This window comes from Fundidesulfovibrio magnetotacticus, from assembly GCF_013019105.1.
Taxonomy (GTDB): Bacteria; Desulfobacterota; Desulfovibrionia; order Desulfovibrionales; family Desulfovibrionaceae; genus Fundidesulfovibrio; species Fundidesulfovibrio magnetotacticus.
In genome coordinates this window covers 166,754-191,669 of the sequence record NZ_BLTE01000005.1, presented here as the reverse complement: position 1 = coordinate 191,669, position 24,916 = coordinate 166,754, and the positions used below count along the sequence as shown (strand labels likewise).

Below are 24,916 nucleotides of genomic sequence, written 5' to 3'. Positions count from 1 at the left end.
CATGGCTGGCGCGCTGGCCCTGACGCTCCTTCAGTTTGCCGTGGCGGCAGGGCTGGGCGGGCTGGTGGCGCGCCTGGTCCCTCCGGGGCCCGGCGCGGCGGGCGTGCCCGAGCCGGACCGCGCAGGCGGCTGGGACATCCCGCGCCTCCTGCTGGCCGGGGTCTGCCTCGAGCTGACGCTTCTGCCCCTGGCATCCTTCGTCTGCTCCATGGCAGGGGCCGCGCGCTGGCTCACTGCCGCACTGGCCGTGGCGGGGTTCGTCTTCCTCTTGGCGGCCCGACGCGGCGCGGGGGCTGCCCGGCTCCTTCCGGGCGGCGGGCCGGGCCGCGCCTGGGCCTGGCTGCTGAGCGTCCTGGCCCTGGCCCTGGCGGACGCCGTGGCCCAGACCGCACTGGGCCGCCCGGTGCTTGGCGACACGGGGCTCTATCACCTGCATTCCGTGCGCTGGGCCGCCGAGCACCCCCTGGTCACGGGCATCGCCAACCTGCACGACCGCCTGGGCTTCAACTCGGTCTTCTTCCTGCACGCCGCGCTCTTCGACGGGCTCTTCTTTCCCGGCGACTCGGCCTGGGGCGCGGCCGCGTTCTTCCGGCTGCTGGCCGTGGCGCACCTTGCCTTCACGGCCCTGGACCAGGCGAGCCCCGTCCGCGCGCGAGCCTTCGCCGCCGCCGCGCTGCCCTACGTGGCCTGGCGCTGCCTGGAGGCCATGCCCTCGCTGGGCTACGACGAAACCCCGCAGCTGCTGGCCCTGCTGGCCGCCCTGGAGCTTCTGCGCGCACCAGCCGCCCGGCTGGCGGACCTCGGGCGCGCGGGATGCCTACTGCCCTGCTGGCTGGCCCTGTGGGCCTCGGTGACGGCCCTCACGGTGAAGCTTTCCATGGCCCCGGCCGTGGTGTTCTTCGGCGCGCCCTTCCTGCTGGCGGCCTGGAAGGGCGGCGTGCTCCGGGGCAGGCTGCTGGCCTGGGGCCTCCTCCCGGCCGTGGCCGCCGTGGCCGCCTACCTGGGGCGCAACGTGCTGGCCACGGGCTGGCTCTTCTACCCCGTGCCCGTGGCGCGCCTGGACGTGCCCTGGGCCGTGGACCGCGCAGACCTGGTGAACCACACCTGGAACTGGATTCTCTCCTGGGCGCGCGCCCCGGGCAGGACGCCTCCGGAGGTGCTGGGCAGGGGGCTGGAGGCCTGGCTCCCCGCGTGGTGGAACGCCAACCGGGGCCAGCCGGGCGTGCAGGCCGTGTGGTGGGGGCTTGGCGTCCTTGGTCTGCGCGCGGCGCTGGCGCTGGCGGCCCCGTCTCGGCGCAAGGAGACGGAACCGGGCGCGGCGGCGGGCCTCCTGGCGACCCTGGCCGGGCGCGTGCGCCTGGAGACGCTCTGCGCGCTGGGCATGGCCGCCTCCATCGTCTGGTGGTTCCTGGGCGCGCCGGACCCCCGCTTCATCGACGTGCTCCAGGCCGGATTCCTGGCAGCGTGCCTGGCGCTCCTGGCGTCCACGGGCGGCATCCTCGCGGCGGGGCTGCCGACGGCGGCCCTTGCGGCGGCCCTGGCCTTCGCCTGGCTCAACTGTCCCACCACGTTCCGCGCCGACGTCTCCGCGCCCGCCGCCCTGCGCGACGCGTTCCCCCGCCCGGCCTACGAGACCGTGACGGCACGCGGCCGCGATCGCACGGTGGACGTGCTCGCGCCCCTCGACACCGACATGTGCTGGAACGCGCCCCTGCCCTGCACGCCCTATCCCAGGCGCATCAAGGGCGAGCGCATCGCCTGGCCCGAGGGCATGGGCAGGCCCCCGGTCCCTTGAGCCGCCCAGGAGATCCGGCATGATCCACCTCATCAAGGCCCACCGCGAGTTCCTCAGCATGCTCCTGCTCACGGGCATGTTGGTGCTGGGCGGGCACCTGCCCTACCGTCTGGAGAGCGCGCTCTTCTTCGTGGTGGTGTTCCTGGTGGCGCTGCTTTCCTCCACGCGCAACGCCATCCAGACGGCTCTGCTGGGCGTGAGCACGGTGTTCTACCTGCTGGCCTGGCACGACGCCTTCCATCAGGTCCTTCTCTCCGCCATGTTCTGCGTGTCGGGGCTCATCTGCCTGGCCTACGGGGTCAGCTCCACCATCGCCTTCGTGCTCACCTCCCGGGAGGTCTCCAGGCGGGAGGTGTTCGCGCTGGTGAACTGCTACATGCTCGTGGGCTACTTCTTCGCACTGCTCTACACGCTGGTGGAGAACGCCGCGCCGGGCTCCTTCCTGCTGCCCGCCAGGCCGGAACGGCTGATGGACAGCCTCATCTACCTGAGCTTCTCCACCATGACCACCGTGGGCTACGGCGACGCCGCTCCCGTGTCCACCCTTGCACAGCGCTTGTGCGTCTCACAGGCGGTGTTCGGGCAGTTCTACTTCGCCCTGGTGGTGGCCTACCTCCTCAATAAGCTTTTCCAGCAAGGCCGCGACGTGGGCGACCAGCAGTAGAGCCTAACCGCGACGGACTTTCGCAACGCCATTGCCGCTTTACAGCGCTCCCGCGTTGGCCCTAGGGTGCGCGCAAGACCGGACCGGAGGCCGATCCCCCGGCCCGCGCATCCCGGAGGTGCCCCATGCCCACGCGAAGCAGGAAGATCGCCTTCACCCTCATGGCGCTCATTCCGGTGCTGGCCACGTTGTTCATCGCCACCGAGCTTTTCGACGTGCGCCCCGCCCAGGAGGCCGCCCGGCAGTGGGCCCTGGACGTGCTGGGCGCGCCCCGCCAGCCCGACGCCCCCGCGCCGGACCCCGCGCAGGCGGCCTCGGCCCTGGAGAGCGCCCGCCAGATGGACCACGCCTACGACGAGCTTGTGCGCACCCTGGAGCCCCAGGTGCGCTCGCAGGAGATCTGCATCGAGCGCGAGGGCACGCGCCTGGAGATCCGTTTCCTCGAGCAGGTGCTCTTCCCCTCGGGCAGCGCCGTGATCACCAAGGAGGGCGAGGAGGTGCTGGCCAAGACCGCCCGCGCCCTGGCGCGCATCGAGAACCGCCCCTTCACCATCGTGGGCCACACGGACTCCGTGCCCATCCAGACCGACATCTACCCCTCCAACTGGGAGCTTTCCACGGGCCGGGCCTGTTCCGTGGTCCGCTACCTCTCGGGCAAGGGCGGCATCGCGTCCACGCGCTTCTTCGCGGCCGGTCGCTCCGAGTACGACCCCGTGGCCGACAACCACACCGAGGCGGGCAAGGCCAAGAACCGCCGCGTGCAGATCCTGGTGACGGACCAGGAGTGCATGCGCCTCACGGCTCCGGCCCCAGCGCAAACCCCGCCCCCTGGCCAGAAGGCCCCGTAGGCCGGGCAGACGTCGGGGCAACGCCCGATCCGCCGCGCGGGACGCGTCCCGGCCCTGGCGGTGAAGCTCCCGGCTGTGGAGCGGGGCGGGCAAGGAGGGAAGAACCATGAACGACCGCCCTACGCCGCGCGCGCTCCTGCTCGCGCCCTGCGGACTGGACTGCGCACGCTGCGCCGTGTTCCGGCATGGCGAGATCGGGGAACTGGCCGGTCGGCTGCGGGAGCTCATGGGGGGCTATGGACGGCTCGCGCGGATGCGCGCGCAAGAGGTTCCCGTGCTGGCGGACTACCCCCGCTTCGAGGCCGTGCTGGAGGAGCTTTCGCGCCCCGCCTGTCCGGGATGCCGGGAGGAGGGCACGCGCTGCCCGCTCTCCAACTGCCTGGCCAGGGACTGCGTGAAGGAACGCGGCGTGGACTTCTGTTTCCAGTGCGCCGACTACCCCTGCGCGGCGCAGTTCGCGGGCATGGAAAAGCTGCGCGCGGCGTGGCTGGCCAAGAACGGCCGGATGAAGGCCGTGGGCGTGGAGCGCTTTCTTGAGGAGCAGGAGGGCGAGCCCAGGTATCCCGGGTAGGGGCGGGGATTCGGCGTCTTCAGCTGATATCCATCGCACTGCTCTGATTCTGCAACTTCCTACGTTCGGCATCAGAGTGGACGTTACGGCCTCCGCACTGTTTGTCGCGGAGTCGCGACCGAACGCGGTTTGGGACGTGTGAAGGTTGTCGGGGAGTGGTTTTCCCGGTGGGTTCGGGGCGGAGACGGTGTGATTGAAAGCGTCCGGCCTGGAAGACGCGTTTGGCGGCCAATGTGTCGAATCGCGAACGCGGCTTGCAGGCGATGCTCTCCTCAGGATGTGGGGAATGGCTCAGTTGTCATGGCGTGTGGTTAGTAGGCGTTTCAATGCAGTGATTTGTTGAACGTGTAATGGGAGAATTGTTGTGAATATTACGATTTCCTTGACGGACAACCCGCTTTTTCTTGTCGGGCTGTGCCTTTCGCTGGCGATTATATCTTTCGTGGTGTTCGTGGTTTTTAAGCTGTTGAGCGGTGTCGCATACTTTGGCATGGCTGGCATTGCCGTCAAATACCCGATGTTTTTCAAGCGCGCGGTGTGGTTCGTCGTTGTGAGTGGTTGTTTTGCGTTGTTTGTTGTTGCGGCTCATTATCATCAACGAATTCTTGCTGGAGTGTTCTTCTTTTTTGGTCTTTTGAATGCGTGGCTCTATCCAAACAAATGAAGACAGTCGGTGTGGTGAAGTGGTCGGTGGAGCGCGTCATGCTGGAGGGGGCACAAGGCTTCAGAGTTGCGTGAAATCTTCGCGGAGTCATCGGTGCGCCACGCCGGGATGACGAACTGATGATCAGACAAAGCTGTTCGCCGTCTCGCGACAAACGTTTCGGTAGTTTGCGAATGCAACCGTCCCGCAATTGATCCGGACAACACAGTGGTCACCCCGCATGCGCAGCCCGTGATGGCACGCGGGGGGCGATGCAAAAAGGCCCCGAACCTTGCGGTCCGGGGCCTCGTCATTCAGCGTTGGTTGGCTTGTTCCAGGCGTGGGCCTAGTACATGCCGCCCATGCCGCCCATGCCGCCGCCGGGCATGGCGGGCATGTCCTTCTTGGGCTCGGGCTTCTCGGCGATGGCGCACTCGGTGGTGAGCAGCAGGCCTGAGACCGAGGCGGCGTTCTGCAGGGCGATGCGGGTGACCTTCTTGGGGTCGATGACGCCGGCCTTGATCAGGTCTTCGTAGTCGCCGGTGGCGGCGTTGAAGCCGAAGCCGTCCTTGCCGTCGGCCACCTTGGCCACCACGATGGAGCCTTCGAAGCCGGCGTTGCCGGAGATCTGGCGCAGGGGCGCCTCGCAGGCGCGCTTCACGATCTCGATGCCGGCGGTCTCGTCGTCGTCGACGGCCTTCACCTTGTCCAGGGCCTTCAGGCAGCGCACCAGGGCCACGCCGCCGCCGGGGACGATGCCTTCTTCAACGGCAGCGCGGGTGGCGTTCAGGGCGTCCTCGACGCGGGCCTTCTTCTCCTTCATCTCGGTCTCGGTGGCCGCACCGACGTTGATCACGGCGACGCCGCCCACGATCTTGGCCAGGCGCTCCTGGAGCTTCTCGCGGTCGTAGGAGGAGGTGGTCTCCTCGATCTGGGCGCGGATCTGCTTCACGCGGGCCTTGATGTCCTCGGCCTTGCCGGCGCCGTCGATGATGGTGGTGTTTTCCTTGTCGATCACCACGCGCTTGGCGCGGCCCAGGTCGGCCAGCCCGATGTTCTCGAGCTTGATGCCCAGGTCTTCGGAGACGGCCTGGCCGCCGGTGAGGATGGCGATGTCCTGGAGCATGGCCTTGCGGCGGTCGCCGAAGCCGGGGGCCTTCACGGCGCAGACCTGCAGGGTGCCGCGCAGCTTGTTGACCACCAGGGTGGCCAGGGCCTCGCCCTCGACGTCTTCAGCCACGATCAGCAGGGGCTTGGCCATCTTGGCCACCTGCTCCAGCACGGGGAGGAGGTCCTTCATGGAGGAGACCTTCTTCTCGTTGATCAGGATGAAGGGGTCGTCGAGCTCGCAGACCATCTTCTCGGGGTCGGTGACGAAGTAGGGGGAGAGGTAGCCGCGGTCGAACTGCATGCCTTCCACCACGTCCAGGGTGGTCTCCAGGCCCTTGGCCTCCTCGACGGTGATCACGCCTTCCTTGCCGACCTTGTTCATGGCCTCGGCGATGATGTTGCCGATGGTGGCGTCGGAGTTGGCGGAGATGGTGCCGACCTGGGCGATCTCCTTCTGGTCGCGGGTGGGCTTGGCAAGCACGCCCAGCTCGGCGACCATGGCTTCGACGGCCTTGTCGATGCCGCGCTTGATGGCCATGGGGTTGCGCCCGGCGGCCACGAGCTTCACGCCTTCCTGGAACACGGCCTGGGCCAGGATGGTGGCGGTGGTGGTGCCGTCGCCGGCCACGTCGGAGGTCTTGGAGGCGACTTCCTTGACCATCTGCGCGCCCATGTTCTCGAACTTGTCGGAGAGTTCGATCTCCTTGGCCACGGTCACGCCGTCCTTGGTGATGACGGGGGAGCCGAAGCTCTTCTCGATGACCACGTTACGGCCCTTGGGGCCGAGAGTGACCTTCACGGCGTTGGCGAGCTTGTCCACGCCTTTCTTCAGCTTTTCGCGGGCCTGGGCGTCGTAGAGGATCTCTTTGGCGGACATGTGTGTGTCTCTCCTTGAGGGAAATGTGGGTTGAGGGGGAAAACTAGTCTTCGATGACGGCGAGGATGTCGTCCTCGCGCATCATGAGGTGTTCTTCGCCCTCGATCTTGATCTCGGTGCCGGCGTACTTGTTGAAGAGGACCTTGTCGCCCTTCTCCACGGCGGGCTTGCAGCGCTTGCCGTCGTCGCCGACCTTGCCGGGACCCACGGCGATCACCTCGCCGCGCATGGGCTTTTCCTTGGCGGAGTCGGGGATGATGATGCCGCCCTTGGTCACCATTTCTTCTTCGAGGCGCTTCACCAGAACGCGGTCGTTCAACGGCTTCAGCTTCATGTGGGTATGCTCCTTCAACGAGATGGTTTGTGCTGGATTCGGCGTGCTAGCACTCGCCGGTGGTGAGTGCTAACGCCGGAAGCGTGATACGGACAATAATCCGAAAAGCCAACCAGGGAAGAGGGGGAAATCGAAAAAAGCATGATTTTTTTTGCCCAGGCAGGGCAGGGCGGCGCCGAGTCGGCTCCCGCTCGCGGCTTCGGGGCGTGCCAGCGCCGCCTGGGCGGTCGCCTCGACGAATCCGCGCCAGGACACGCGCGCTTGACTTTGATCCGTCTTCCAGGGATGTAGGAAACCGGCCGATTTGTCCCTGACGGCCGTCCGGCGGACACCTCCCGCCGGGCAACGTGGCCTCGCGCCGTCACGCACCACTCGCCTGGAGGGGCGGGGCTTATGAACGCCATCATCGGTTTCGTCGTCGTGCTGGGTTCCGTGATCGGGGGCTACGTGCTCTCCCACGGCAAGCTCTTCGTGCTTTTTCAGCCCTACGAGTTCCTGACCATCGGCGGGGCGGCCCTGGGTTCCTTCCTCATCGCCTCGCCCATGAGCGTGGTAAAGGACGTGTTCAAGCACCTGCCCCAGGTGTTCACGGCCAAGGAGGACTCCAAGGACTTCTACATGGAGCTGCTCTCGCTCATGTACGAACTCTTCCAGATGGCCCGGCGCTCCGGCGCGGTGGCCCTGGACGCCCACGTGAACCGCCCGACCGATTCCGACGTGTTCCGCCGCTTCGGCAACGTCTCCAAGAACAAGACCGTGCTCAACTTCATCTGCGACAACCTGAAGATCGTCATCGCGGGCAACATCGAGCAGCACCACTACGAAGCGATCATGGACACCGACATCTCCACCCGCAAACACCACGACACCCTGGCGGGCAGCGCCGTCACCAAGATCGCCGACGCCCTGCCGGGCCTGGGCATCGTGGCCGCGGTGCTGGGCATCGTCATCACCATGGGCGACATCAACCAGCCCCCCGAAGTGCTGGGCAACCACATCGGCGCGGCCCTGGTGGGCACGTTCCTGGGCGTGCTCATGTGCTACGGCTTCATCGGCCCCATGGCCACCAACCTGGAACACCAGGCCGAGGCCAAGGCCGCACGGCTCAAGGTGGTGAAGAGCGCGCTCATGGGCTATTCCATAGGGCTGGCCCCCATCCTGGCCGTGGAGTATGCCCGCCGGGCCATCCCCTCCAACGTGCAGCCTTCCATGGAAGAGCTGGAAGAGGGCATGAAGAAGGGCTAGCGGCCCGCGCCCCCTTGCCCCGGAAACGCCAAGACCCCGGAACCCAGGTTCCGGGGTCTTGGCGTTTCGAGACGGCGGGGTCAGCGCGTGGGGCAGGCCTGGCCCAGGGGCTTGCGGGCGGCCTCCACTTCGCGCAGGAGCCTGTCGAGCCGCAGGCCCTGGGGGGGCATGTGCTCCATGCCGCAGACCTTGCGGTTCATCTCGTCGCACCATTTGGTGAGGTCGGCGATGCCGTACTTGGCGGCGTCGGCGAAATAGAGGGCCTTGTCGTTCTGGTCGGGCACGCCGTCCCAGCGCAGCTTGAGGCCCAGGAAGGTGCGGTCGCCGTGGTGCTGGGCGTGTTTCACCTCGAAGCCCGCCATGAAGCTCAGGGGGTCGCCCATCATGTCGGTGGGGTCCACGAGCTTGAAGTAGACCAGCACGGCCACGCCCGCGAACTTCTCAACCTCCACCAGTTGCGACGACTTGAACGACAGGCACATGCCCGTGGAGGAGATGTCCTCGATGCGGGGGAAGGGCGGGCGTCCCTGGGCCATCTTGGGGTCGCCCAGGTCGCGCAGGTGGACGCGTCCCAACTGGTTGGCGCGGCGCAACCATACGGCCAGCTCCAGAACGATGGTCTCGTCCACCTCGATGCGGAAGGTAACCCGGTAGTCGTTGTCGTCCATCACGCCTCCCGCCGGACCGTGCCGGGGCGGAATCCGGCATGGGCCGGTAGGGGCTCATAGCGCATTTTGCAACGGCAGGCAAAGGGGGGGGCAATTCCTATCTTGCTGGTAGCCAAGGGTTTTTCGGTGGTTTTCCGCAGTATCGCCGTTTTGGTCCGCCCGTTGACCGGCTGGATCATACCGTTCACCGAAAGAAAACGACCGCTCATGAAGGGGCCCAGGGGCTGGATGGGCGTGGATTCTGGCCCGGGGCGGGCTCGTGCGTTTTTCGACGCCGCTTGACCAAGGAATTTCAATTCCTTAAGACTGCCAGTTAAGCTCTGAGACAAAGATTTCACTGCCTGCCGGCCGGGGGGGCCGGTGTACTTTCAACACGCACAAGGGAGGTGTGTCCGCTCCAGACAGATGAGCTCGAGGAGAGGCAATTGACTCGACACAACCTAACGTGAGGTGAATATGGACATCTTGGTTTTCACGACCGTGGTGCTCCCGTTCCTGGCAGCAATCGCCCTGTTGCTGCTTCGGGACAAGGGCTCCAGAAGCCTGATCGTGATCGGTTCCGCGGTGATCCTTGCCGCGGCATCCCTGGCCATGGTCGGGCAGGGCTCGTTCGAGTTCTCCCCCAAAAGCCTGATAGGCGTGGGGCTCGACGGGCTGATCATGCTTTTGGACTTCGCCCTGCTCGTGGTCATCCTGGTCATGGCCATGACCAAGCTCAAGAGCCCTCTGGTGTCTCTTCTGACCGCGGCCCAGATCATCGGCCTCGTCTACCTCGAATTCTTCATGATGGACCACTCGGCCCCCGCGGCCGCGCCGGCCATGTTCGCCGACAAGCTGTCGCTGATCATGGTGCTGGTGATCTCCATCGTGGGCTCGCTCATCTGCGTGTACGCCCTTGGCTACATGCCCGAGCATGAGGAGCATCTGCACCTGCCCAAGACCAAGCAGCCCAGGTTCTTCTTCTTCCTGGTGGCCTTCCTGGGGGCCATGAACGGGCTCGTGCTGGCCAACAACCTCCTCTGGCTCTACTTCTTCTGGGAAGTGACCACCTTCTGCTCCTTCATGCTCATCGCCCACGACGGCGACGAGACCAGCGTGAAGAACGCCACCCGCGCCCTGTGGATGAACATGACCGGCGGCGTGGCCTTCGTCTTCGCCCTGATCTTCATGCAGAAGGCCGGCAACCCCCTGTACCTCTCCGAGCTTCTCAAGCCCGGCTTCTCCGCCGCCGGAGCCGCCGCGCTGATCCCGATGTTCATGCTGTGCTACGCGGGCATCACCAAGAGCGCCCAGGTGCCCTTCCAGAGCTGGCTGTGCGGCGCCATGGTCGCCCCCACGCCCGTCTCGGCCCTGCTGCACTCCTCCACCATGGTCAAGGCCGGCGTCTACCTGGTGCTGCGCCTGGCCCCCGCCTACGCGGGCACCATGCTCTCGGGCATGCTGGCCATGTTCGGCGCCTTCACCTTCCTGACGGCCTCGGCCCTGGCCGTGGGACAGTCCAACGGCAAGAAGGTGCTGGCCTACTCCACCATCGCCAACCTGGGCCTGATCATCGCCTGCGCGGGCATCAACAACCCGCAGGCCATCACCGCCGCCATCGTGATCATCATCTTCCACGCCGTGAGCAAGGCCCTCATGTTCCTCTGCGTGGGAACCATCGAGCAGAAGATCGGCTCGCGCGACATCGAAGACATGCGCGGGCTCTACATGGTCATGCCCAAGACCACCATCGTGGCCCTGGTGGGCGTGCTCACCATGCTGCTGCCCCCCTTCGGCGTGCTGCTGGGCAAGTGGATGGCCATCGAAAGCGCGGCCGCCATGCGCTACATGCCCGTGACCATCATGCTGGCCCTGGGTTCGGGCCTCACCGTGATGTTCTGGGCGCGTTGGGCAGGCATCCTGCTCTCCACCCCGTACCCCAAGGGCGTGGCCCCCGAACCGCAGGCTTCCGTGGTGCGCGCTCCTCTGGTGCTGCTGGCCTGGGGCGCGGTGCTGCTCTCGCTCTTCGTGCCCTTCCTCTACGGCGGGCTCATCGAACCCGCGGTGAGAAGCTCCCACAAGGCCGCCGGCTACGTGCTGGACGCCTTCAACTTCGTGAGCGCCCAGGGCGTGTTCTACATCTACCCCCTGTTCCTGATCCTGGGCGTGGGCTTCTACTTCGCCTGGAAGGCCGCCCGGAAGGCCGACCCCGCCAGCTACGTGGGCCCCTACCTCTGCGGCGCCCAGACCAAGGCTGACGACAACGCCTTCACGAGCACCGGCGGCGCCTCCGTGGGTTACTCGGCCGGAAACTTCTACCTGACCTGGCTGTTCGGCGAGGAGCGCCTGTCCGGGCCCATCAACATGGTGGCCTGCGTCCTCCTCGCGGTGATGCTGGGCCTCTTGCTGGGAGGGGTCATCTAATGGGTAAGCTCCTGCTCGCCACCGTCGCCGTGATCCTGGCCCCGATCGTGGGCGGCCTCATCGCCGGCCTGGACCGCAAGATCACCGCCCGGCTCCAGTCGCGCTACGGCCCCCCGATCCTCCAGCCCTTCTACGACGTGTTCAAGCTCCTGGGCAAATCGCCCATGACCATGAACCCCTGGCAGATCCTCTCCGTGTGGGTCTACCTCATCAGCTCCGCCCTGACGGTGTTCCTGTTCTTCATGGGCTCCGACCTGCTGCTCATCTTCTTCGTGATGACCATCGGCGCGGTGTTCTTCGTCATGGGCGCGCTTTCCACCCATTCGCCCTACGCCCAGATCGGCGCGCAGCGCGAACTGGTGACCATGCTCACCTATGAACCCCTGATCATCCTGGTGTTCGTGGCCATCGCAATGGTCACGGGCAGCTTCAAGGTGTCCGACGCCTTCGGGCTCTCCAAGCCGCTGCTCTATCAGCTGCCGCTGATGTTCATCGTGCTGGGCTACGCCCTGACCATCAAGCTGCGCAAATCGCCCTTCGACATCTCCGCCTGCCACCACGCGCACCAGGAAATCGTGCGCGGCGTGCTCACGGAGTATTCCGGGCCGCAGCTGGCCATGATCGAGATCGCCCACTGGTACGACGTGATCTTCGTCCTGGGGCTGTGCGCCCTGTTCTGGACCACCAGCTTCTGGGGATGCGTCATCCTGCTGGCCGTGACCTACTTCGCCGAGCTTCTCATCGACAACGTGACCGCCCGCATGAACTACAAGTGGATGCTCAAGACGGTCTGGGGCTGGGGTCTGGCCCTGTCGGTGCTCAACCTGCTCTGGCTGTACGCCGGCTAACCCCGGGAGGAAATCATGGGCATGCTCAAAGACTGGATCAACAAGGGAAGGCTCAAGTCCCCCTGGATCGTGCACTTCGACTGCGGGTCCTGCAACGGCTGCGACATCGAGGTGCTGGCCTGCCTCACGCCCATCTACGACGTGGAGCGCTTCGGCATCATCAACATCGGCGATCCCAAGCACGCCGACGTGCTGCTGGTCACCGGCACGGTGAACCACCGCAACAAGCACGTGCTCAAAAACATCTACGACCAGATGCCCTCGCCCAAGGCCGTCATCGCCATGGGCGCGTGCGGGCTCTCCGGCGGCGTGTTCCGCGAGGCCTACAACGTGGTGGGCGGCGTGGACAAAGTCATCCCCGTGGACGTGTACGTCCGGGGCTGCCCGCCCAAGCCCGAGGCCATCATCGACGGCGTGGTGCTTGCCCTGGAAAAGGTCAAGGCGCTGCTGGAAGCCGCCGGTTAACCACCGAAGCGAGGTATCTCACATGTTTGCCAATGAACAGGCCGTCTCGGTGGACACCCTGATCCCCGAATGCCAGAAGCGCTTCGACGAGGGCCTGCGCCTCGTGGGCGTGTCCGTGGTGGAGCTCAAGAAGGACGACGCCTTCGACCTGCTCTACCACTTCGACAAGGACCTCGAACTCTCCCACCTGCGCCTCACCGTGCCCAGGCTGGAGCCCGTGCCCTCGATCTCGGGCGTGTACTTCCCCGCCCTGCTCTACGAAAACGAGATCAAGGACCAGTTCGGGGTGAACTTCCAGAACATCCTCATCGACTTCGGATGCACCCTCTACCTGGAGCCCGAGGTGGTGAAGAGCCCCTTCTGCACCTTCACCTATGTCAAGAAAGAAAAGGGCAAAGAGGAGGCCTAGACCATGCGCACCATCCTGCCGTTCGGTCCTCAGCACCCGGTGCTGCCCGAGCCCATCCACCTGAAGCTGGTGGTGGAAGAGGAAACCGTCGTCGAGGCCCTGCCCAACCTGGGCTACGTGCACCGCGGCCTGGAAAAGCTCACCGAAATCCGCGACTACAACCAGATGGTCAACATCGTTGAGCGCGTGTGCGGCATCTGCTCGTGCATCCACTCGCTCAACTACTGCGAGGCCGTCGAAAAGCTCATGAACCTCGAAGTGCCCCAGCGCGCCCACTTCCTGCGCGTGATGTGGGGCGAGGTGCACCGCATCCACTCCCACCTGCTCTGGCTGGGCCTCTTCGCCGACGGCTTCGGCTTCGAGTCGCTCTTCATGCAGCTGTGGCGCATCCGCGAGCGCTCCATGGACATCATGGAAGCCACCGCCGGCAACCGCGTGGTGATCTCCACCAACATCGTGGGCGGCGTGCGCCGCGACATCACCAACGACCAGAAGACCTGGATCCTCTCTGAGATCGACCTCATCGAGAAGGAAGTCCGGGCCCTGGAAAAGACCCTGCTCGACGACTACACCGTGAAGCGCCGCTGCTGCGGCAAGGGCGTGCTCACCAAGGAGCAGGCCCACCAGCTGGGCGCGGTCGGCCCCTGCCTGCGCGCCTCCGGCTGGGCCCAGGACGCCCGCCAGACCGGCTACGCCGCCTACGGACAGCTCGATTTCGAGCCCGTGGTGGAATACGACGGCGACTCCTACGCCCGCTCCAAGGTGCGCTTCCGCGAAGTCTACGCCGCCTGCGACCTGGTGCGCCAGGCCCTGGCCAAACTCCCCGAGGGCGAGCTGGCCTGCAAGGTGAAGGGCAAGCCCGAGGGCGAGGTGTGGCACCGCGTGGAGCAGCCCCGCGGCGAACTCTACTACTACATCAAGGGCAACGGTACGAAGAACCTGGAGCGCGTGCGCATCCGCACTCCAACCTTCGCCAACATCCCGCCGCTGCTGGCCATGCTGCCCGGTTGCGAACTGTCGGACGTGCCCGTCATCGTGCTGTCCATCGACCCGTGCATCTCTTGCACGGAGCGCTAAGAGAGGAGCCGCATCATGTTGGAGATGACCAAGAACGTCCTTCAGAACCTGCTGGGGAAAAGCTCCACCCGGCTCTACCCCTTCACCAAGCGGGAGACCTTCCCGAGCTTCAGGGGCACGCTGGACATCAACGTGGACGAGTGCATCTTCTGCGGCACCTGCGCCAAGAAGTGCCCCAGCCAGTGCATCGAGGTGGACATCAAGGGCCGCGTCTGGACCTGCGACACCTTCGCCTGCGTGTACTGCTCCAACTGCGTGGAGGCCTGCCCCACCCAGTGCATGACCATGGCCCCGGCCACCAAGCCCCCCGCGGGCGCCAAGGACCTGCTCATCTACAAGGGCAAGCCCAAGGAGCCCAAGGAGAAGAAAGCCAAGGCCAAGGCCGAATAAGGCCTTCCGAAGCCTGAACGCACGGCGCGCCGGCCCGGATTTCCGGGCCGGCGTTTTTTGTGACGTAGCGGATGCGTCCCGCAACGCTGGACTGGACTTCCTTTCGAGTGGCATCCATGAATTTTAGATGCAAATTCGGAGTGTTGGCAGTTCATGCAAGCTGTCTGGGTTCTGGCTGGGAGTCCCTCTCGGAGATGGATGCCTCGCCGTTTCGCAGGATTCCGAACGCCGGACGTCTCTCGCTCTCGCGATGCCCCTTCCCGCAAAGGAAGGCCGATCATGCGGTGCAGGGGAGTTCAGGAGGTCGGAAGTGCCGGATCAGACAGCTAGACTGAGTGAAAATGTTGATCAAACGGTCACCAAATCCGGGCAATAATGGCAAAAATACAGTTTCGGCAGCAGAGTCCTCTACGGCCGAAGCCCCATTGTCAGACGGCGGATTGTGGTCTACCAACTCCGCAGTGGGGGCCGTGTTGTTTCGGCCCGGGGATAAAGTACAGGAAGGGTGTGGGGATGTTCGCCAATCTGAAGATTCGTTACAAACTCGGGCTTCTGCTTGTTCTCCCTCTGACCGCCTTTTTCATCTATTCTGGCATAGCCAGCCTGGACAAATACGAGGGCTGGAAGAGCGCCTCCGTCATGATGGAGGCGGTGGACGTGATGGTGCGCCTGGGCGGGTTGGCGCACGAACTCCAGAAGGAGCGGGGCCTGTCATCCGGCTTCCTGGCCAGCAAGGGCGAACGCTTCGGGCCTGAGCTCAACGCCCAGCGCGGAGCCTCGAATGCCGCCGTGTCGCAACTCCGGGATACGCTGACCCGTTCTGCCGAGGCCGCGAAGCAACCGTCCATGGCCAAGGCCCTGGCGGCCCTGGAACCCGTGCTCTCGGGGCTGGACGGCCAGCGCGCCAGCGTGGACGCCAAACGCCTGGAAGCCCGCGAGGCCATCGGGTCCTATACCCAGTCCATCGACAAGGTCCTGGGCGGCTGCTCGGTCATACTCACCCTGGCCGCAGGCAGCGGCATGACGCGCCCCGCGGCCGCCTACGTGGAGCTTCTGCGCGGCAAGGAGGCCGCCGGGCAGGAACGCGCCCTGCTCAACGGAGCCTTCTCCGCCGGTCGCTTCACCCCCGAACTCTACAAGGACTGGCTCTCGCGCTTGGGCGTGCAGGATGCCCACCTGGGCTCCTTCGCCACCCTGGGCGGCGACCAGGCGACCAGCCTCCTCGCCTCGCGTACTGAAGGGCCAGCCAAGGAGGTGGATGCCTTCCGGGCCAAGGCCTTCGCCAACCAGGCCAAGCCCGCCCTGGAGGGCGACCCCCAGGCGTGGTTCAAAGCCTCCACGGTGCGCATCGACGCGCTCAAGGCCGTGGAGGACGCCTGGTCGTCCAGTTTGACGGAGCGCTGCACGGGCGTTCTCGAAAAGGCCCGCGGCGCCTTCTTCCTGAACCTGGGAGCGGCCCTGGGCGTGGCCCTGGTGAGCCTGCTGCTGGGGTGGTTGGTGTTCCGCAGCATCACCGGCCCGCTCCTGGGGGCTGTGGACTTCGCCCAGCACGTGGCCTCTGGGGACCTCGGCGTGTCCATTGATGCCAAGGGCGGCGACGAGGTGGCCGCCCTGCGTCGCGCGTTGGGGTCCATGCTGGAGACCATCCGGGCCATGATCGACAAGGCCGAGAAGGCCATGCAGGAGGCCTCCCGCGAGGCGGAGCACGCCCGCGAGGCGGCCCTGGAGGCGCAGGAGGCCACTGCCAGGGCCGAACGCGCCAAGAGCGAGGGCATGGCCATGGCCGCCGACAAGCTGGAGGGCGTGGTGCTGGCCGTCACCACGTCGTCGGAGCAGCTGGCCTCGGAGGTGGAGCAGGCCAGCGGCGGGGCCTCGCTGCAGTCCGCCCGCATGGCCGAGACGGCCACGGCCATGGAACAGATGAACGCCACGGTGCTGGAGGTGGCGCGCAGCGCCTCGGCAGCCGCCGCCACTTCGGACAAGGCCCGCCAGGAGGCCCTGAACGGCGCGAAGGTGGTGCGCGAGGCCATGGTCGGGATCACCCAGGCCAGGGACCAGTCCCTGGAACTCAAGCGCGCCATGGGCGAGCTGGAGGGGAGCGCCCGCGACGTGGGGCGCATCCTCTCCGTGATCTCCGACATCGCCGACCAGACCAACCTCCTGGCACTCAACGCCGCCATCGAAGCCGCCCGCGCGGGCGAGGCGGGCAGGGGCTTCGCGGTGGTCGCCGACGAGGTGCGCAAGCTGGCCGAGAAGACCATGCAGGCCACCAAGGAAGTGGCAAGTTCCGTCGGCGGCATCCAGCAGGGCGCGGCGGACACCATCCGCAACGTGGAAAGCGCCGTTGCGCGCATCGAGAGCGCCACGGCGCAGGCCGACCTTTCCGGCAAGGCCCTGGAGGCCATCGTGTCCCTGGTGGACGAGGCCTCGATGCAGGTCAGCTCCATCGCCACGGCCTCGGAAGAGCAATCGGCCTCCAGCGAGGAGATCAACCGTTCCCTCGAAGACGTGAACCGCATCTCCATGGAGACCGCCCAGGCCATGGACCACTCGGCCCAGGCCGTGTCCGGTCTGGCGGCCCAGTCCAGGACGTTGCGCGGACTCATCGGGGAGCTGCGGGCCAGCTAGCGCCGCGCGACCCCGGATTTTACGGCAAGCAGAGAGGCCGGGAGACGTTGCTCGTCTCCCGGCCTTTGCTTGATGACAACCCTCGCGGACGGGGTTGGCGAGAGCCGTATACTGGCGCAACGGCCGCCCCCGGTCGCGTTGTCGTTGCCTGCCGCGCGCCGCCAGGGCGTGCGCCCGTCAGGCCAGGGCGCGTCGCCCGCCGTGGCCGCCGCCCTCGCCCTTCATGTTCTCGATGAGGTTCTTGAGCACGAGGCTCTGGTTGGCCAGTTCGCCCACTGCCTGGGCCGACTGGCGCATGGCGTCGGCCGTCTCGGTGGAGATGCGGTTCACGTCCTCGATGGAGCGGTTGATCTCCTCGCTGGCCGCAGACTGCTGTTCCGATGCCGTGGCGATGGAGCGCACCTGGTCCGCCGCCAGCTCCACCAGCCGGACGATCTCGGCCAGGGCCTCGCCGGACTGGGCCGCCAGGCCCGTGGCCTCCTCGATGGCGTGCACGGCCTGCTCGGTGTTGTCCTGGTTTTTCTTTGCGCCCTGCTGGATGTCGCGGATGGCGTCGCCCACGTCCTTGGTGGCGGTCATGGTCTTTTCCGCCAGCTTGCGCACCTCGTCGGCCACCACGGCGAATCCGCGCCCGGCCTCGCCCGCGCGGGCGGCCTCGATGGCGGCGTTGAGGGCCAGCAGGTTGGTCTGATCCGCGATGTCGGAGATCACGCCCAGGATCTGCCCGATGCCCTCTGCCTGGCGTCCCAACGATCCCATGTCCTCGCGGGACTGGTCGGCGTTTTGCTTCACTTGCCCGATGAAAGTGATGACGCGTCCCACCACCTTGGCCCCGGACTCGGCCCTGTCGCGGGCCCGGGTGGAGGTTTCGGCGGCCTGGGAGGCGTTGCGGGCAACTTCCAGGACGGTGGCGTTCATCTCCTCCATGGCAGTGGCCGTCTCGCCCACGCGGTGCGACTGTTCCTCGGAGCCCCGGCTGGACTGTTCGATCTGGGCCGAAAGCTCCTCGGAGGCGCTGGTGACAACTTCCACCACGCCCTCAAGCTGGGTGGCCGCCTGAAGCATGCCCTCGGCCTTGGCGCGTTCGGCCTTGCGGGTGGCCTCTTCGGCCAGGGCAGTGGCCTCCCTGGCGGCCTGGGACTCCCGGGCCGCTTCGGCGCTCTTGGCGTCGGCCTCGGCGATCTTGGCCTTGAGGGTGTCCACCATCTTTACGAGCACGCCGTAGACGCCTCCCTGGCCCCGCACGGGCTTGAAGCGCACGTCCAGGTTGCCTGCGGCCACCTCGGTCGAGACGCTTTGCAGGTAGCCCGGGTCCTCCCCGAGCTGGGAGAGCACGTTGCGGATGAGCGCCACGGCCACGACGCAGCCCAGGAGGACGGCCAGGGCCAGGAGCGTGATGACGATGGAGCGGCCCAGGCTGTAGGTTGCCTCGGTTTCCTTCCGCGCGTCGTCGGCCCCCTTGGCGTTGATAAGCTCCAGCTGGTGCAGGTGCTCCTCGAGGACGGCCATCACTTTGGAGGAGTCCCCAGCGATGATGGCCTGCGCCTCGCGGGTCTGGTTGCGTTTGGAGAACTCGATCAGTTTGTCGTGCAGGCCCATGTAGTTCTTCAGGTCGGCCTGGAAGCGAGTGAACACGCCGCGCTCTTCCGGGCTGCTGATGAGCTTTTCGTAGTCTGCGAGGGCTTTGTTGAGTTTGGCCAGGGTGTCGTCCAGGCGCTTCTCGTAGGCGCGCATCTGGGCTTGGTCCTCCGTGAGGGCGTGGCCCATCTCGATGCGGCGGAACATGTTGATGTTCCCCTCGATGCCAGCCAGGGCCTGGATGCTGGGAAGCCAGTTGCCGGTGATGTCCCGGGTGTCCTGGGCGAGGTCCGCCATGGCGTAGATGGAGTACCCTCCCAGCCCGGCCGTGAGCAGCAGGATCAGAGCGAATGAGGCGGAGAGCTTCTTGGACAATTTCATGCGACACCTCCGGGCTGGCGCGCTGGCCCCCGGAGACTGCTAGGCGGCGCGGGTGGGTAGAGTTTGCGAGGAATGCTTCGTGAAAGCCGTGAGGCTTCTATTCGACATCTTTCATGGAGAATCTATTGTACAGAAAAAAAAGAGAGTATCAAGAACAATTCTGTGAAACGTGGAGGAGGCACTGCCGAACAGGGTCAAGGGGCGGATGGAGCTACGCCAGGGAGGACGGCCGAGGCTTTGGCGCGAAGGCGATCACGGGCCTGGGCGTTGGCAGGGTCGTAGCCGAGCACGGCCAGCCAGGCCTGACGGGCCTCAGGGGCATTGCCCCGCGCCTCCAGGCGGGCCGCCTGGCGTCCGAGGGCCTGCACCAGCAGGGCGCGGCACGCGGCGTTGGCCGGGTCCAGTCCCAGAGCCTGTCGCCAGGCATTGAGGGCCAGATGCTCCTGTCCCAGGGCCATGTAGGCCTTGCCCGCCAACTCCAGGGACGTGACGGAACGGGGGGAAAGCTCCAGGGCCAGTTCAAGTTCCATGCGCGCGTTGGCAGGCAGGCCCAGGCCCAGGAAGGTCTGTCCCAGGGCCGCGTGGAGCTGGGAGTCTTCCAGGGACAGCGCGGTCTCCTGGGCCTTGGCCAGCAGGGGCTGGGCCTCGCGGTCCTGGCCCTGGGCCAGCAGGGCGCTGGCCCGGCCCAGGAGTCCCCAGCCGTTGGCCGGGTCTTTCGCCAGTGTTTCGCGGAAGGCCGCTCCGGCGGCCAGGGGACGTTCCATGGCCAGCAGGACGAAGCCCTGCCAGTTGCGGGCCAGCAGGTTGCCGGGTTCGCGCGCCAGCAGCGCATCAAGGGTCTGCAGGGCCTGGGCCAGGTTGCCGGAGGCCGCGTCGATCTGGGCCAGGCGCACCTGGGCGAAACCGCTGCCGGGGTCCTGGGCGAGCGCCTCGGAGGCGGCCTTGCGCGCGGCCTCCAGGTCGCCCCGGGCCTGCCACTCCTGGGAGTCGAAGAGCGGCACGAGGATGTCCCGGGTCTGGGCGTGCGCGGCGCAAGGGACCGCCAGCAGGGCCAGGGCCAGGCAGAGGGCCAGCGCTCGCCTCACCTCGGGCGCTCCTTGAACCGGGCCATGGAGGCCAGGTCGTCGGCGTACTCGCGAGTGAGGCGGTTCACCTGGGCGATGTTGACCTCGAAGAGTCCGGCCATCACGGGGTCCAGGAAGCGGTGGGCGCTGCGGGTGATGCGCGAGGCGAAGCCCCTGCGCGGCTTGTGTTCGCCGCCCATGCCGGGGTCGAAGAAGGCGAGGCCGCGTTCGATGGCCCATTCGATGGGGGCGTAGTAGCACAGCTCGAAGTGCAGGAAAGGGACCTCCTCGCGCGCTCCCCAGTAGCGGCCGTAGAGCCCGCCGCCGCCGTGGGCCAGCAGGGCCAGACCGACGGGCTCGGGGTCGCCCGGGAGAAAGGCCGCCGAGAAGACCAGGAAATCGTGCAGCGCGGGGTCCGCCAGACCATCGAAGAAGGCCTGGGGCAGGTATTTGCAGCCGAACTCCCCGAATTTGTCGTTGGTGGCGTCGTAATAGCGGTGCATGAGGCGAAACCAGGGGGCCGGGGCCTGTCCGGCGGGCACGATCTCCACGCGCACGCCGGAATCGAGCAGGCGCTGGCGCTCGCGCCGGATGTTCTTGCGCTGGCCGGCCCGGAAGCGTTCCAGGAAGTCCTGGAAGTCGCGGTAGTTCTCGTTTTCCCAGAGGAAGCCCTGGTGTTCCCAGAGGGGCAGACCCTGGGCTTCCAGGACGTCCGCGAAGGCGTCGTCCAGGAAGAGGGCGTGCACGCCCGTGAAGCCGTTCTCCCGGGCCAGGCGTTCCATGGCCCCGAGCATGCCCCGTATCAGGCCGTTGCGCTCCATGCCGGGCAGGGAGAGGAAGCGGTAGCCCGCCACGGGGGTGAAGGGGCTGGCCGCCAGCAGCTTGGGGTAATAGGGCTGGTTCACGCGCGCGGCCAGTCCGGCCCAGAGCTGGTCGTAGACGAATTCGCCCAGTCCGTGCCCCTTGAGATAGAGGGGCGCGGCCGCCACCAGGGCGTCGCCCGCCGAGACGGCGCAGTGCAGGGGCATCCAGCCGTTCTGGAGGCTCACGGCCCCGCTGCGCTCCAGGAGGTCCAGCCATTCGTGGCGCATAAAGGGCGGGGCGTCCTGCGTCAGGGCGTTCCAGAGGAGGGGGTCGAAGTCGCGCATGGAGCGCCGGAAGGAGGCCGTGAGGCTCTGGGCGGGCTGTGTCATGAAGGCTCCGGAAAGGCGGGGTGTTCCGGGGCGGGCGGGTACGGACCTACCCCGGAACGCGGCGTCGCTTATTGCTGGTACTTGCGGCGGCAGTACTGGTCGCACCAGTCGGTGGCGTTGCCCACCACGGCGGCGCAGTCGGTCATGACGTTTTCCATCCAATAGGCCTTGTCCTGGGCGTTGCATGCGGCCACGCAGTCCTTGACGCCCTGGAACTGGCGGGAGACCGCCTGGGCGTAGCCGGAGCAGATGGGGCCCGAGTCGCAGTCCTCGGCATAGCCGAACTCGTCGTTGCAGAACTCCTGGAACTCGTCCAGGGACATCTTGGGAGGGTTTTTGCAGCCGGCCAAGAGGATCAGGGACGCCGCGGCGAGAAGCGAAACGAGGATCGCGCGCATGGTGATCTCCTATTTGATGTTGGCCCAGGCCTGTCCCTTGTCCAGGAACAGTTCGATTTCCACGGCCTTGCAGATGTCGATGTCCTTGACGGTGTAGGCCAGCTTGTCGCGGACCACGTACTTGAGGTCCCACTGGCAGTTGCCCCTGTCGTGGGGCACGGCGATGTCCACCTTGCGGCCGTTCTTGAGCTTCCACTTGTCCAGGAGGTTGGGGCCCCACTGGCCGGAGCCAGCGGGGGCCAGGAAGATGCCCTTTATCTGCTGGTTGACCGAGTTGATGAACACGATGCGCTTCTCCGCGGCCAGGGCCTGACCGGCCAGGGCCAGGACCAGGAGAAGCGGTACGACGAACTTTCGCATGATGCCTCCGGGGGGTTAGGGGGTTTCGGAGGCCTGCTCCTCCAGGGCTTTGGCCCACACCAAAGCCTCGCAGTAGGAGCTGGCCACTTTCACGGGGTCCAGGGACAGCCGGGTCGTGAGTTCGTCGAGTCGGGACCAGTCGCCCGTCTCGAAACAGCGCGCCAGGTGAAGCCAGGGGGTGAAGCCGTTGTGCTTGCCGCTCAGGGCGTCCTTCACGGCGTCGTCCAGGGGGAGTTGGTCCACCAGTTCCGGCATGGGGGTGTCCAGCATGGGCTCCAGCAGGGAAAAAAGGCCCATGAGGAAGAGCGTGTCCGGAGTCACTCCCCCGGGGGCCAGGCCGGACGAGGCGCGCTCCAGGAAACGCGCCCGGATGGTGGAGAGGTAGGGCAGCTCCGAGGGCTTGCCCTTGGGCAAAAGCTCGGAGAGCACCACCATCAGGAGCCAGCCGCGCACCTTGCGCCAGCCCAACAGATTCAGGGCGTGGCGGATGGAGCTGACCTTCTGGCGCGCCGAGAAGGACGCGGAGTTGATGAACGTGAGCAGGCGATAGCTCACCGACACGTCGGATTCGATGACCCGGGCCAGCTCCTCCAGCGCGTCCTCCCCCTTGCCCAGGGTCTTGTGGATGGAGAGGCGGGCCAGGCGTCCCGTCGGGAGCTTGCGGCCCGGCACGATGACGGGCCTGGCGAAGAAGAAGCCCTGGAAGAGGTCGAAGCCCAGGTCCTTGGCCCGGCGCAGGCCCTGGTCGTCTTCCACGCCACGGGCCAGGAGTTGGCGTCCGGGCGTCTTGAGGGCGCGCGCGGCGTCGGCCAGCCGCTGGGGCGTCTGTCCGGCCAGGTCCAGGCAGACCACCCGGGCCAGCTCCAGGAGGGCGGGGTCGCAGGCGTCCGGTTCGAGGGAGTCCAGCATCAGGGTGAACCCGCGCGAGCGGGCCTTGCGCAGGGTCTGGAGATAGCCCTCCCCGGCGTGGCGGCGCGGCTTGATGATCAGCGCGGTGCTCTCGGGCGGCAGGGCTGCGTGCAGGTCCGTGAGGAGCGAGCGCTCCGAAAAATGCACGATCGCCTTGCGGTCGGGCTTGCCCGCCCCAGCGGGCGAGGCCAGCGCCGAGGAGAGCACCAGCAGGGAGGCCGCGTCCTCGTCGGAATAGTCTCCGGTGTCGTCCTCGCTGCCGCTGCGGTAGAGCAGTTCGTAGCCGAACACGGAGGTGTCCGCCCGGAACACGGGCTGGCGTGCGAAAAAAGTGTCCACGTAGAGCGTGGGGGCAGACTCGGCAAGGGGCATTGGGCGCGGCGCCTCCGGGTGTTCCTCGCTAGGTATCGCAGGCGGGCCGCCCTGTCCATTTGCCGGGGGCCGTCCGGCGGGGAAAGCGACGGCGCGCGGGGGCCCGGGGTCGGCGCATCAGAGCTCCCTGCGGCCCTTCGCCACGTGGCGCAGCACGTCTGAAAGGGAGAGCTTGCGGCTGGAGGGACCGGCGCGCAGGTAGAATTCCTCCTCCTTGCCGCCCTTAAGGATCACGGGCTCGCGCGAAGGCGCGCAGCGCACCAGGAGGATGCGCCTGCCCCGGCAGGAGCGCATGCCGAAAGCCGCCAGCCCCAGGAACTCAATGCCCACGTGCTGGGCGAAGAGCGAGGTGAAATGGCGCAGGAGGTGGTCCTCGTTCTCGAAGCCGTCCGGTTCCAGGCCCAGGGGTTCGCCCTGGTCGTCCACGCCCACGGCGAGCACCCCTCCCGAGGAATTCATGAAGGCCGTGATGGCCTTCATGGAGGCCATTTCGATCTCCTTGCCGGGGCGCCCCGCCGCGAGATTGAAGCGCAGGGTGGACTTGAACTCAAGGGTTTCGGACTCCCCGGCTGCCAGGAGGGCTTCCACCTCTGCCTCGGCCTCGAAAAAGGCCTGGGCGCGCCGCTTGCGGCCCCGCGCGGCCACGGCCAGGGATGCCAGAAGGAGCACGGCCATGGCCAGCCCCGCCCCGGCGTAGAGGGGCGCGCGGTTGCCTCGGAAGAGCAGCTCGAAGAGCGCCCGGCGGGGCAGGGCCATTCCCGCCAGGGTGCGCACATCGTCGTCGCGCAGGGCGTTCACGGCGGCCCACCACTCCTCGCCGTCGCGCGTGAAGGCGAAGGCCTCGCCGGAGGGTTTACCCGCCGCGATCCAGGCGGTCAGGGCCGATTGCAGAAGGGGATCGTCCAGGGCTTCCGGTCCTGCGAAGAGGGCCTCGCCGTCCGGTCCGGTCGCGCCCGTGCCCAGGGAGGCGCGCAGGGCCTGCCCGCCGGAGGTGAAGAGCAGGGCGCGCGCCCCTTCAGGCAGGGCCTGGTCCAGAGCGGCGCGCAGAGAATCCAGCGAGAAGCTGAAGGCCAGCAGGGACGCGTCGCCGCCGGCCCCGGCCGGGACCAAGGCCGAAAGGGCGTGGCCGGGCAGCCCGGGCAGGCGGTGGGCCCAGGTCCAGGCGGGCCATGCGGGATGCCCGGGGGCCTGGGTCGAGGCTGCCTCGGCCAGGAGATCGCCCAGGGCCTTCATGTCCGCTGCCGACGCGGCGGGGATGGCCGCGCCGCCCGGGCGCGTGCGCTCCCACACGCCTCCTGCCAGGCCGGTGGCCGGGCGCAGGAAGGTCAGGGCATCCTGGCCGTCGCGGCAGGCCATGGCCAGCACGCCAGAGGCGTCGGTGAGGACGGCGCAGGCCAGGCCCGGTTCGTCGGCAAGGGCCGTGCGCGTCACGAGCAGGGCCTCGGCGGGCGTGCGGCCCCCGCCCGACTGGGCCAGGAGCTTGCCCGTGGCCTGGAGCGCCGCCAGGGGCGGGGCCAGGAACATTCCCAGGGCGTCGCGCACGGCGCGGCTCTCGGAGAGGGTGACCTGCTCGGAGAACTCGCGGCGCAGCTTGTCGTACTCCAGGGCGGCCAGGACGCCCGCGGAGACCACCAGGACCAGGGCCGCCAGGGTCAGAAGGCGTGCTTTGCCGGGGGACACGCGGGG

23 protein-coding genes are annotated in these 24,916 nt (G+C 67.0%); 13 read left to right on the top strand and 10 right to left on the bottom strand.

What is annotated here, in order from left to right:
* Window position 1 precedes the first annotated feature (1 nt).
* The 5 genes from NNJEOMEG_RS07520 to NNJEOMEG_RS07500 all read left to right on the top strand — a co-directional run bounded on the left by NNJEOMEG_RS07520 (window position 2) and on the right by NNJEOMEG_RS07500 (window position 4,542).
* Window positions 2–1,795, top strand: a complete 1,794-nt coding sequence (locus NNJEOMEG_RS07520) for an LIC_10190 family membrane protein (protein WP_173082938.1) — start codon at window positions 2–4, stop codon at window positions 1,793–1,795.
* 19 nt (window positions 1,796–1,814) lie between these two features.
* A complete protein-coding gene (locus NNJEOMEG_RS07515) occupies window positions 1,815–2,459 on the top strand; it encodes a potassium channel family protein (RefSeq protein ID WP_173082936.1) in 645 nt (214 codons plus the stop codon).
* Window positions 2,460–2,584: 125 nt separating this feature from the next.
* Window positions 2,585–3,307, top strand: coding sequence for an OmpA/MotB family protein (locus tag NNJEOMEG_RS07510; protein WP_173082934.1), 723 nt, complete (start codon window positions 2,585–2,587; stop codon window positions 3,305–3,307).
* A 106-nt stretch (window positions 3,308–3,413) separates the two neighbouring features.
* Complete coding sequence (locus tag NNJEOMEG_RS07505) at window positions 3,414–3,878, top strand: DUF3795 domain-containing protein (RefSeq protein WP_173082932.1); 465 nt, start codon at window positions 3,414–3,416, stop codon at window positions 3,876–3,878.
* A gap of 364 nt (window positions 3,879–4,242) precedes the next feature.
* Window positions 4,243–4,542 (top strand): hypothetical protein, encoded by a 300-nt coding sequence (locus NNJEOMEG_RS07500; protein ID WP_173082930.1) that lies wholly within the window; start codon window positions 4,243–4,245, stop codon window positions 4,540–4,542.
* A gap of 325 nt (window positions 4,543–4,867) precedes the next feature.
* Here NNJEOMEG_RS07500 and groL read toward each other — a convergent pair whose 3' ends face one another.
* Both groL and groES read right to left on the bottom strand, forming a co-directional pair.
* Complete coding sequence (gene groL / locus NNJEOMEG_RS07495; protein WP_173082928.1) at window positions 4,868–6,508, bottom strand: chaperonin GroEL; 1,641 nt, start codon at window positions 6,506–6,508, stop codon at window positions 4,868–4,870.
* Between the two features lie 43 nt (window positions 6,509–6,551).
* The gene (gene groES / locus NNJEOMEG_RS07490; RefSeq protein ID WP_173082926.1) at window positions 6,552–6,842 is read right to left on the bottom strand and encodes a co-chaperone GroES; all 291 of its coding nucleotides are present in this window, start codon (window positions 6,840–6,842) and stop codon (window positions 6,552–6,554) included.
* A gap of 393 nt (window positions 6,843–7,235) precedes the next feature.
* Here groES and motA point away from each other — a divergent pair, with 393 nt between their 5' ends.
* Window positions 7,236–8,087, top strand: coding sequence for a flagellar motor stator protein MotA (gene motA / locus NNJEOMEG_RS07485; RefSeq protein WP_173082924.1), 852 nt, complete (start codon window positions 7,236–7,238; stop codon window positions 8,085–8,087).
* A gap of 80 nt (window positions 8,088–8,167) precedes the next feature.
* Here the strand turns inward: motA and NNJEOMEG_RS07480 are convergent, their stop codons facing one another.
* Window positions 8,168–8,755 carry a hypothetical protein gene (locus NNJEOMEG_RS07480; RefSeq protein WP_173082922.1) on the bottom strand — a complete coding sequence of 196 codons (588 nt, stop codon included), beginning with the start codon at window positions 8,753–8,755 and terminating at the stop codon, window positions 8,168–8,170.
* Window positions 8,756–9,211: 456 nt separating this feature from the next.
* On the opposite strand from NNJEOMEG_RS07480, the gene NNJEOMEG_RS07475 reads away from it, so the two are divergent.
* From NNJEOMEG_RS07475 to NNJEOMEG_RS07445, 7 genes are all read left to right on the top strand, one after another.
* A complete protein-coding gene (locus tag NNJEOMEG_RS07475; protein WP_173082920.1) occupies window positions 9,212–11,158 on the top strand; it encodes an NADH-quinone oxidoreductase subunit 5 family protein in 1,947 nt (648 codons plus the stop codon).
* Window positions 11,158–12,006, top strand: a complete 849-nt coding sequence (locus NNJEOMEG_RS07470; RefSeq protein ID WP_173082918.1) for a respiratory chain complex I subunit 1 family protein — start codon at window positions 11,158–11,160, stop codon at window positions 12,004–12,006. Before NNJEOMEG_RS07475 ends, NNJEOMEG_RS07470 begins: the two co-directional genes overlap by 1 nt.
* Before the next feature lie 21 nt (window positions 12,007–12,027).
* Entirely contained in the window at window positions 12,028–12,471 is a 444-nt protein-coding gene (locus tag NNJEOMEG_RS07465) for an NADH-quinone oxidoreductase subunit B family protein (RefSeq protein WP_173082982.1), read from the top strand.
* A gap of 22 nt (window positions 12,472–12,493) precedes the next feature.
* The gene (locus tag NNJEOMEG_RS07460; RefSeq protein WP_173082916.1) at window positions 12,494–12,880 is read left to right on the top strand and encodes an NADH-quinone oxidoreductase subunit C; all 387 of its coding nucleotides are present in this window, start codon (window positions 12,494–12,496) and stop codon (window positions 12,878–12,880) included.
* A 3-nt stretch (window positions 12,881–12,883) separates the two neighbouring features.
* Complete coding sequence (locus NNJEOMEG_RS07455) at window positions 12,884–13,957, top strand: hydrogenase large subunit (protein ID WP_173082914.1); 1,074 nt, start codon at window positions 12,884–12,886, stop codon at window positions 13,955–13,957.
* Window positions 13,958–13,972: 15 nt separating this feature from the next.
* Complete coding sequence (locus NNJEOMEG_RS07450) at window positions 13,973–14,347, top strand: 4Fe-4S dicluster domain-containing protein (protein WP_173082912.1); 375 nt, start codon at window positions 13,973–13,975, stop codon at window positions 14,345–14,347.
* Window positions 14,348–14,860: 513 nt separating this feature from the next.
* On the top strand, window positions 14,861–16,975 hold the full coding sequence (locus NNJEOMEG_RS07445; protein WP_173082910.1) for a methyl-accepting chemotaxis protein: 2,115 nt from the start codon (window positions 14,861–14,863) through the stop codon (window positions 16,973–16,975).
* Between the two features lie 177 nt (window positions 16,976–17,152).
* Here NNJEOMEG_RS07445 and NNJEOMEG_RS07440 read toward each other — a convergent pair whose 3' ends face one another.
* From NNJEOMEG_RS07440 to NNJEOMEG_RS07410, 7 genes are all read right to left on the bottom strand, one after another.
* Window positions 17,153–18,934 (bottom strand): HAMP domain-containing methyl-accepting chemotaxis protein, encoded by a 1,782-nt coding sequence (locus tag NNJEOMEG_RS07440; protein ID WP_173082908.1) that lies wholly within the window; start codon window positions 18,932–18,934, stop codon window positions 17,153–17,155.
* Between the two features lie 194 nt (window positions 18,935–19,128).
* A complete protein-coding gene (locus NNJEOMEG_RS07435) occupies window positions 19,129–20,019 on the bottom strand; it encodes a tetratricopeptide repeat protein (RefSeq protein WP_173082906.1) in 891 nt (296 codons plus the stop codon).
* On the bottom strand, window positions 20,016–21,191 hold the full coding sequence (locus NNJEOMEG_RS07430; protein WP_173082904.1) for a GNAT family N-acetyltransferase: 1,176 nt from the start codon (window positions 21,189–21,191) through the stop codon (window positions 20,016–20,018). The genes NNJEOMEG_RS07435 and NNJEOMEG_RS07430 overlap by 4 nt, the downstream gene beginning before the upstream one ends.
* A 68-nt stretch (window positions 21,192–21,259) precedes the next feature.
* Window positions 21,260–21,589, bottom strand: coding sequence for a hypothetical protein (locus NNJEOMEG_RS07425; protein WP_173082902.1), 330 nt, complete (start codon window positions 21,587–21,589; stop codon window positions 21,260–21,262).
* A gap of 9 nt (window positions 21,590–21,598) precedes the next feature.
* Window positions 21,599–21,949: a hypothetical protein gene (locus NNJEOMEG_RS07420; protein WP_173082900.1), complete on the bottom strand. Its 351-nt coding sequence runs from the start codon at window positions 21,947–21,949 to the stop codon at window positions 21,599–21,601.
* A 15-nt stretch (window positions 21,950–21,964) separates the two neighbouring features.
* Complete coding sequence (locus NNJEOMEG_RS07415) at window positions 21,965–23,230, bottom strand: EAL and HDOD domain-containing protein (protein ID WP_173082897.1); 1,266 nt, start codon at window positions 23,228–23,230, stop codon at window positions 21,965–21,967.
* A 117-nt stretch (window positions 23,231–23,347) separates the two neighbouring features.
* Window positions 23,348–24,910 carry an AlbA family DNA-binding domain-containing protein gene (locus tag NNJEOMEG_RS07410; protein WP_173082895.1) on the bottom strand — a complete coding sequence of 521 codons (1,563 nt, stop codon included), beginning with the start codon at window positions 24,908–24,910 and terminating at the stop codon, window positions 23,348–23,350.
* Window positions 24,911–24,916 lie beyond the last annotated feature (6 nt).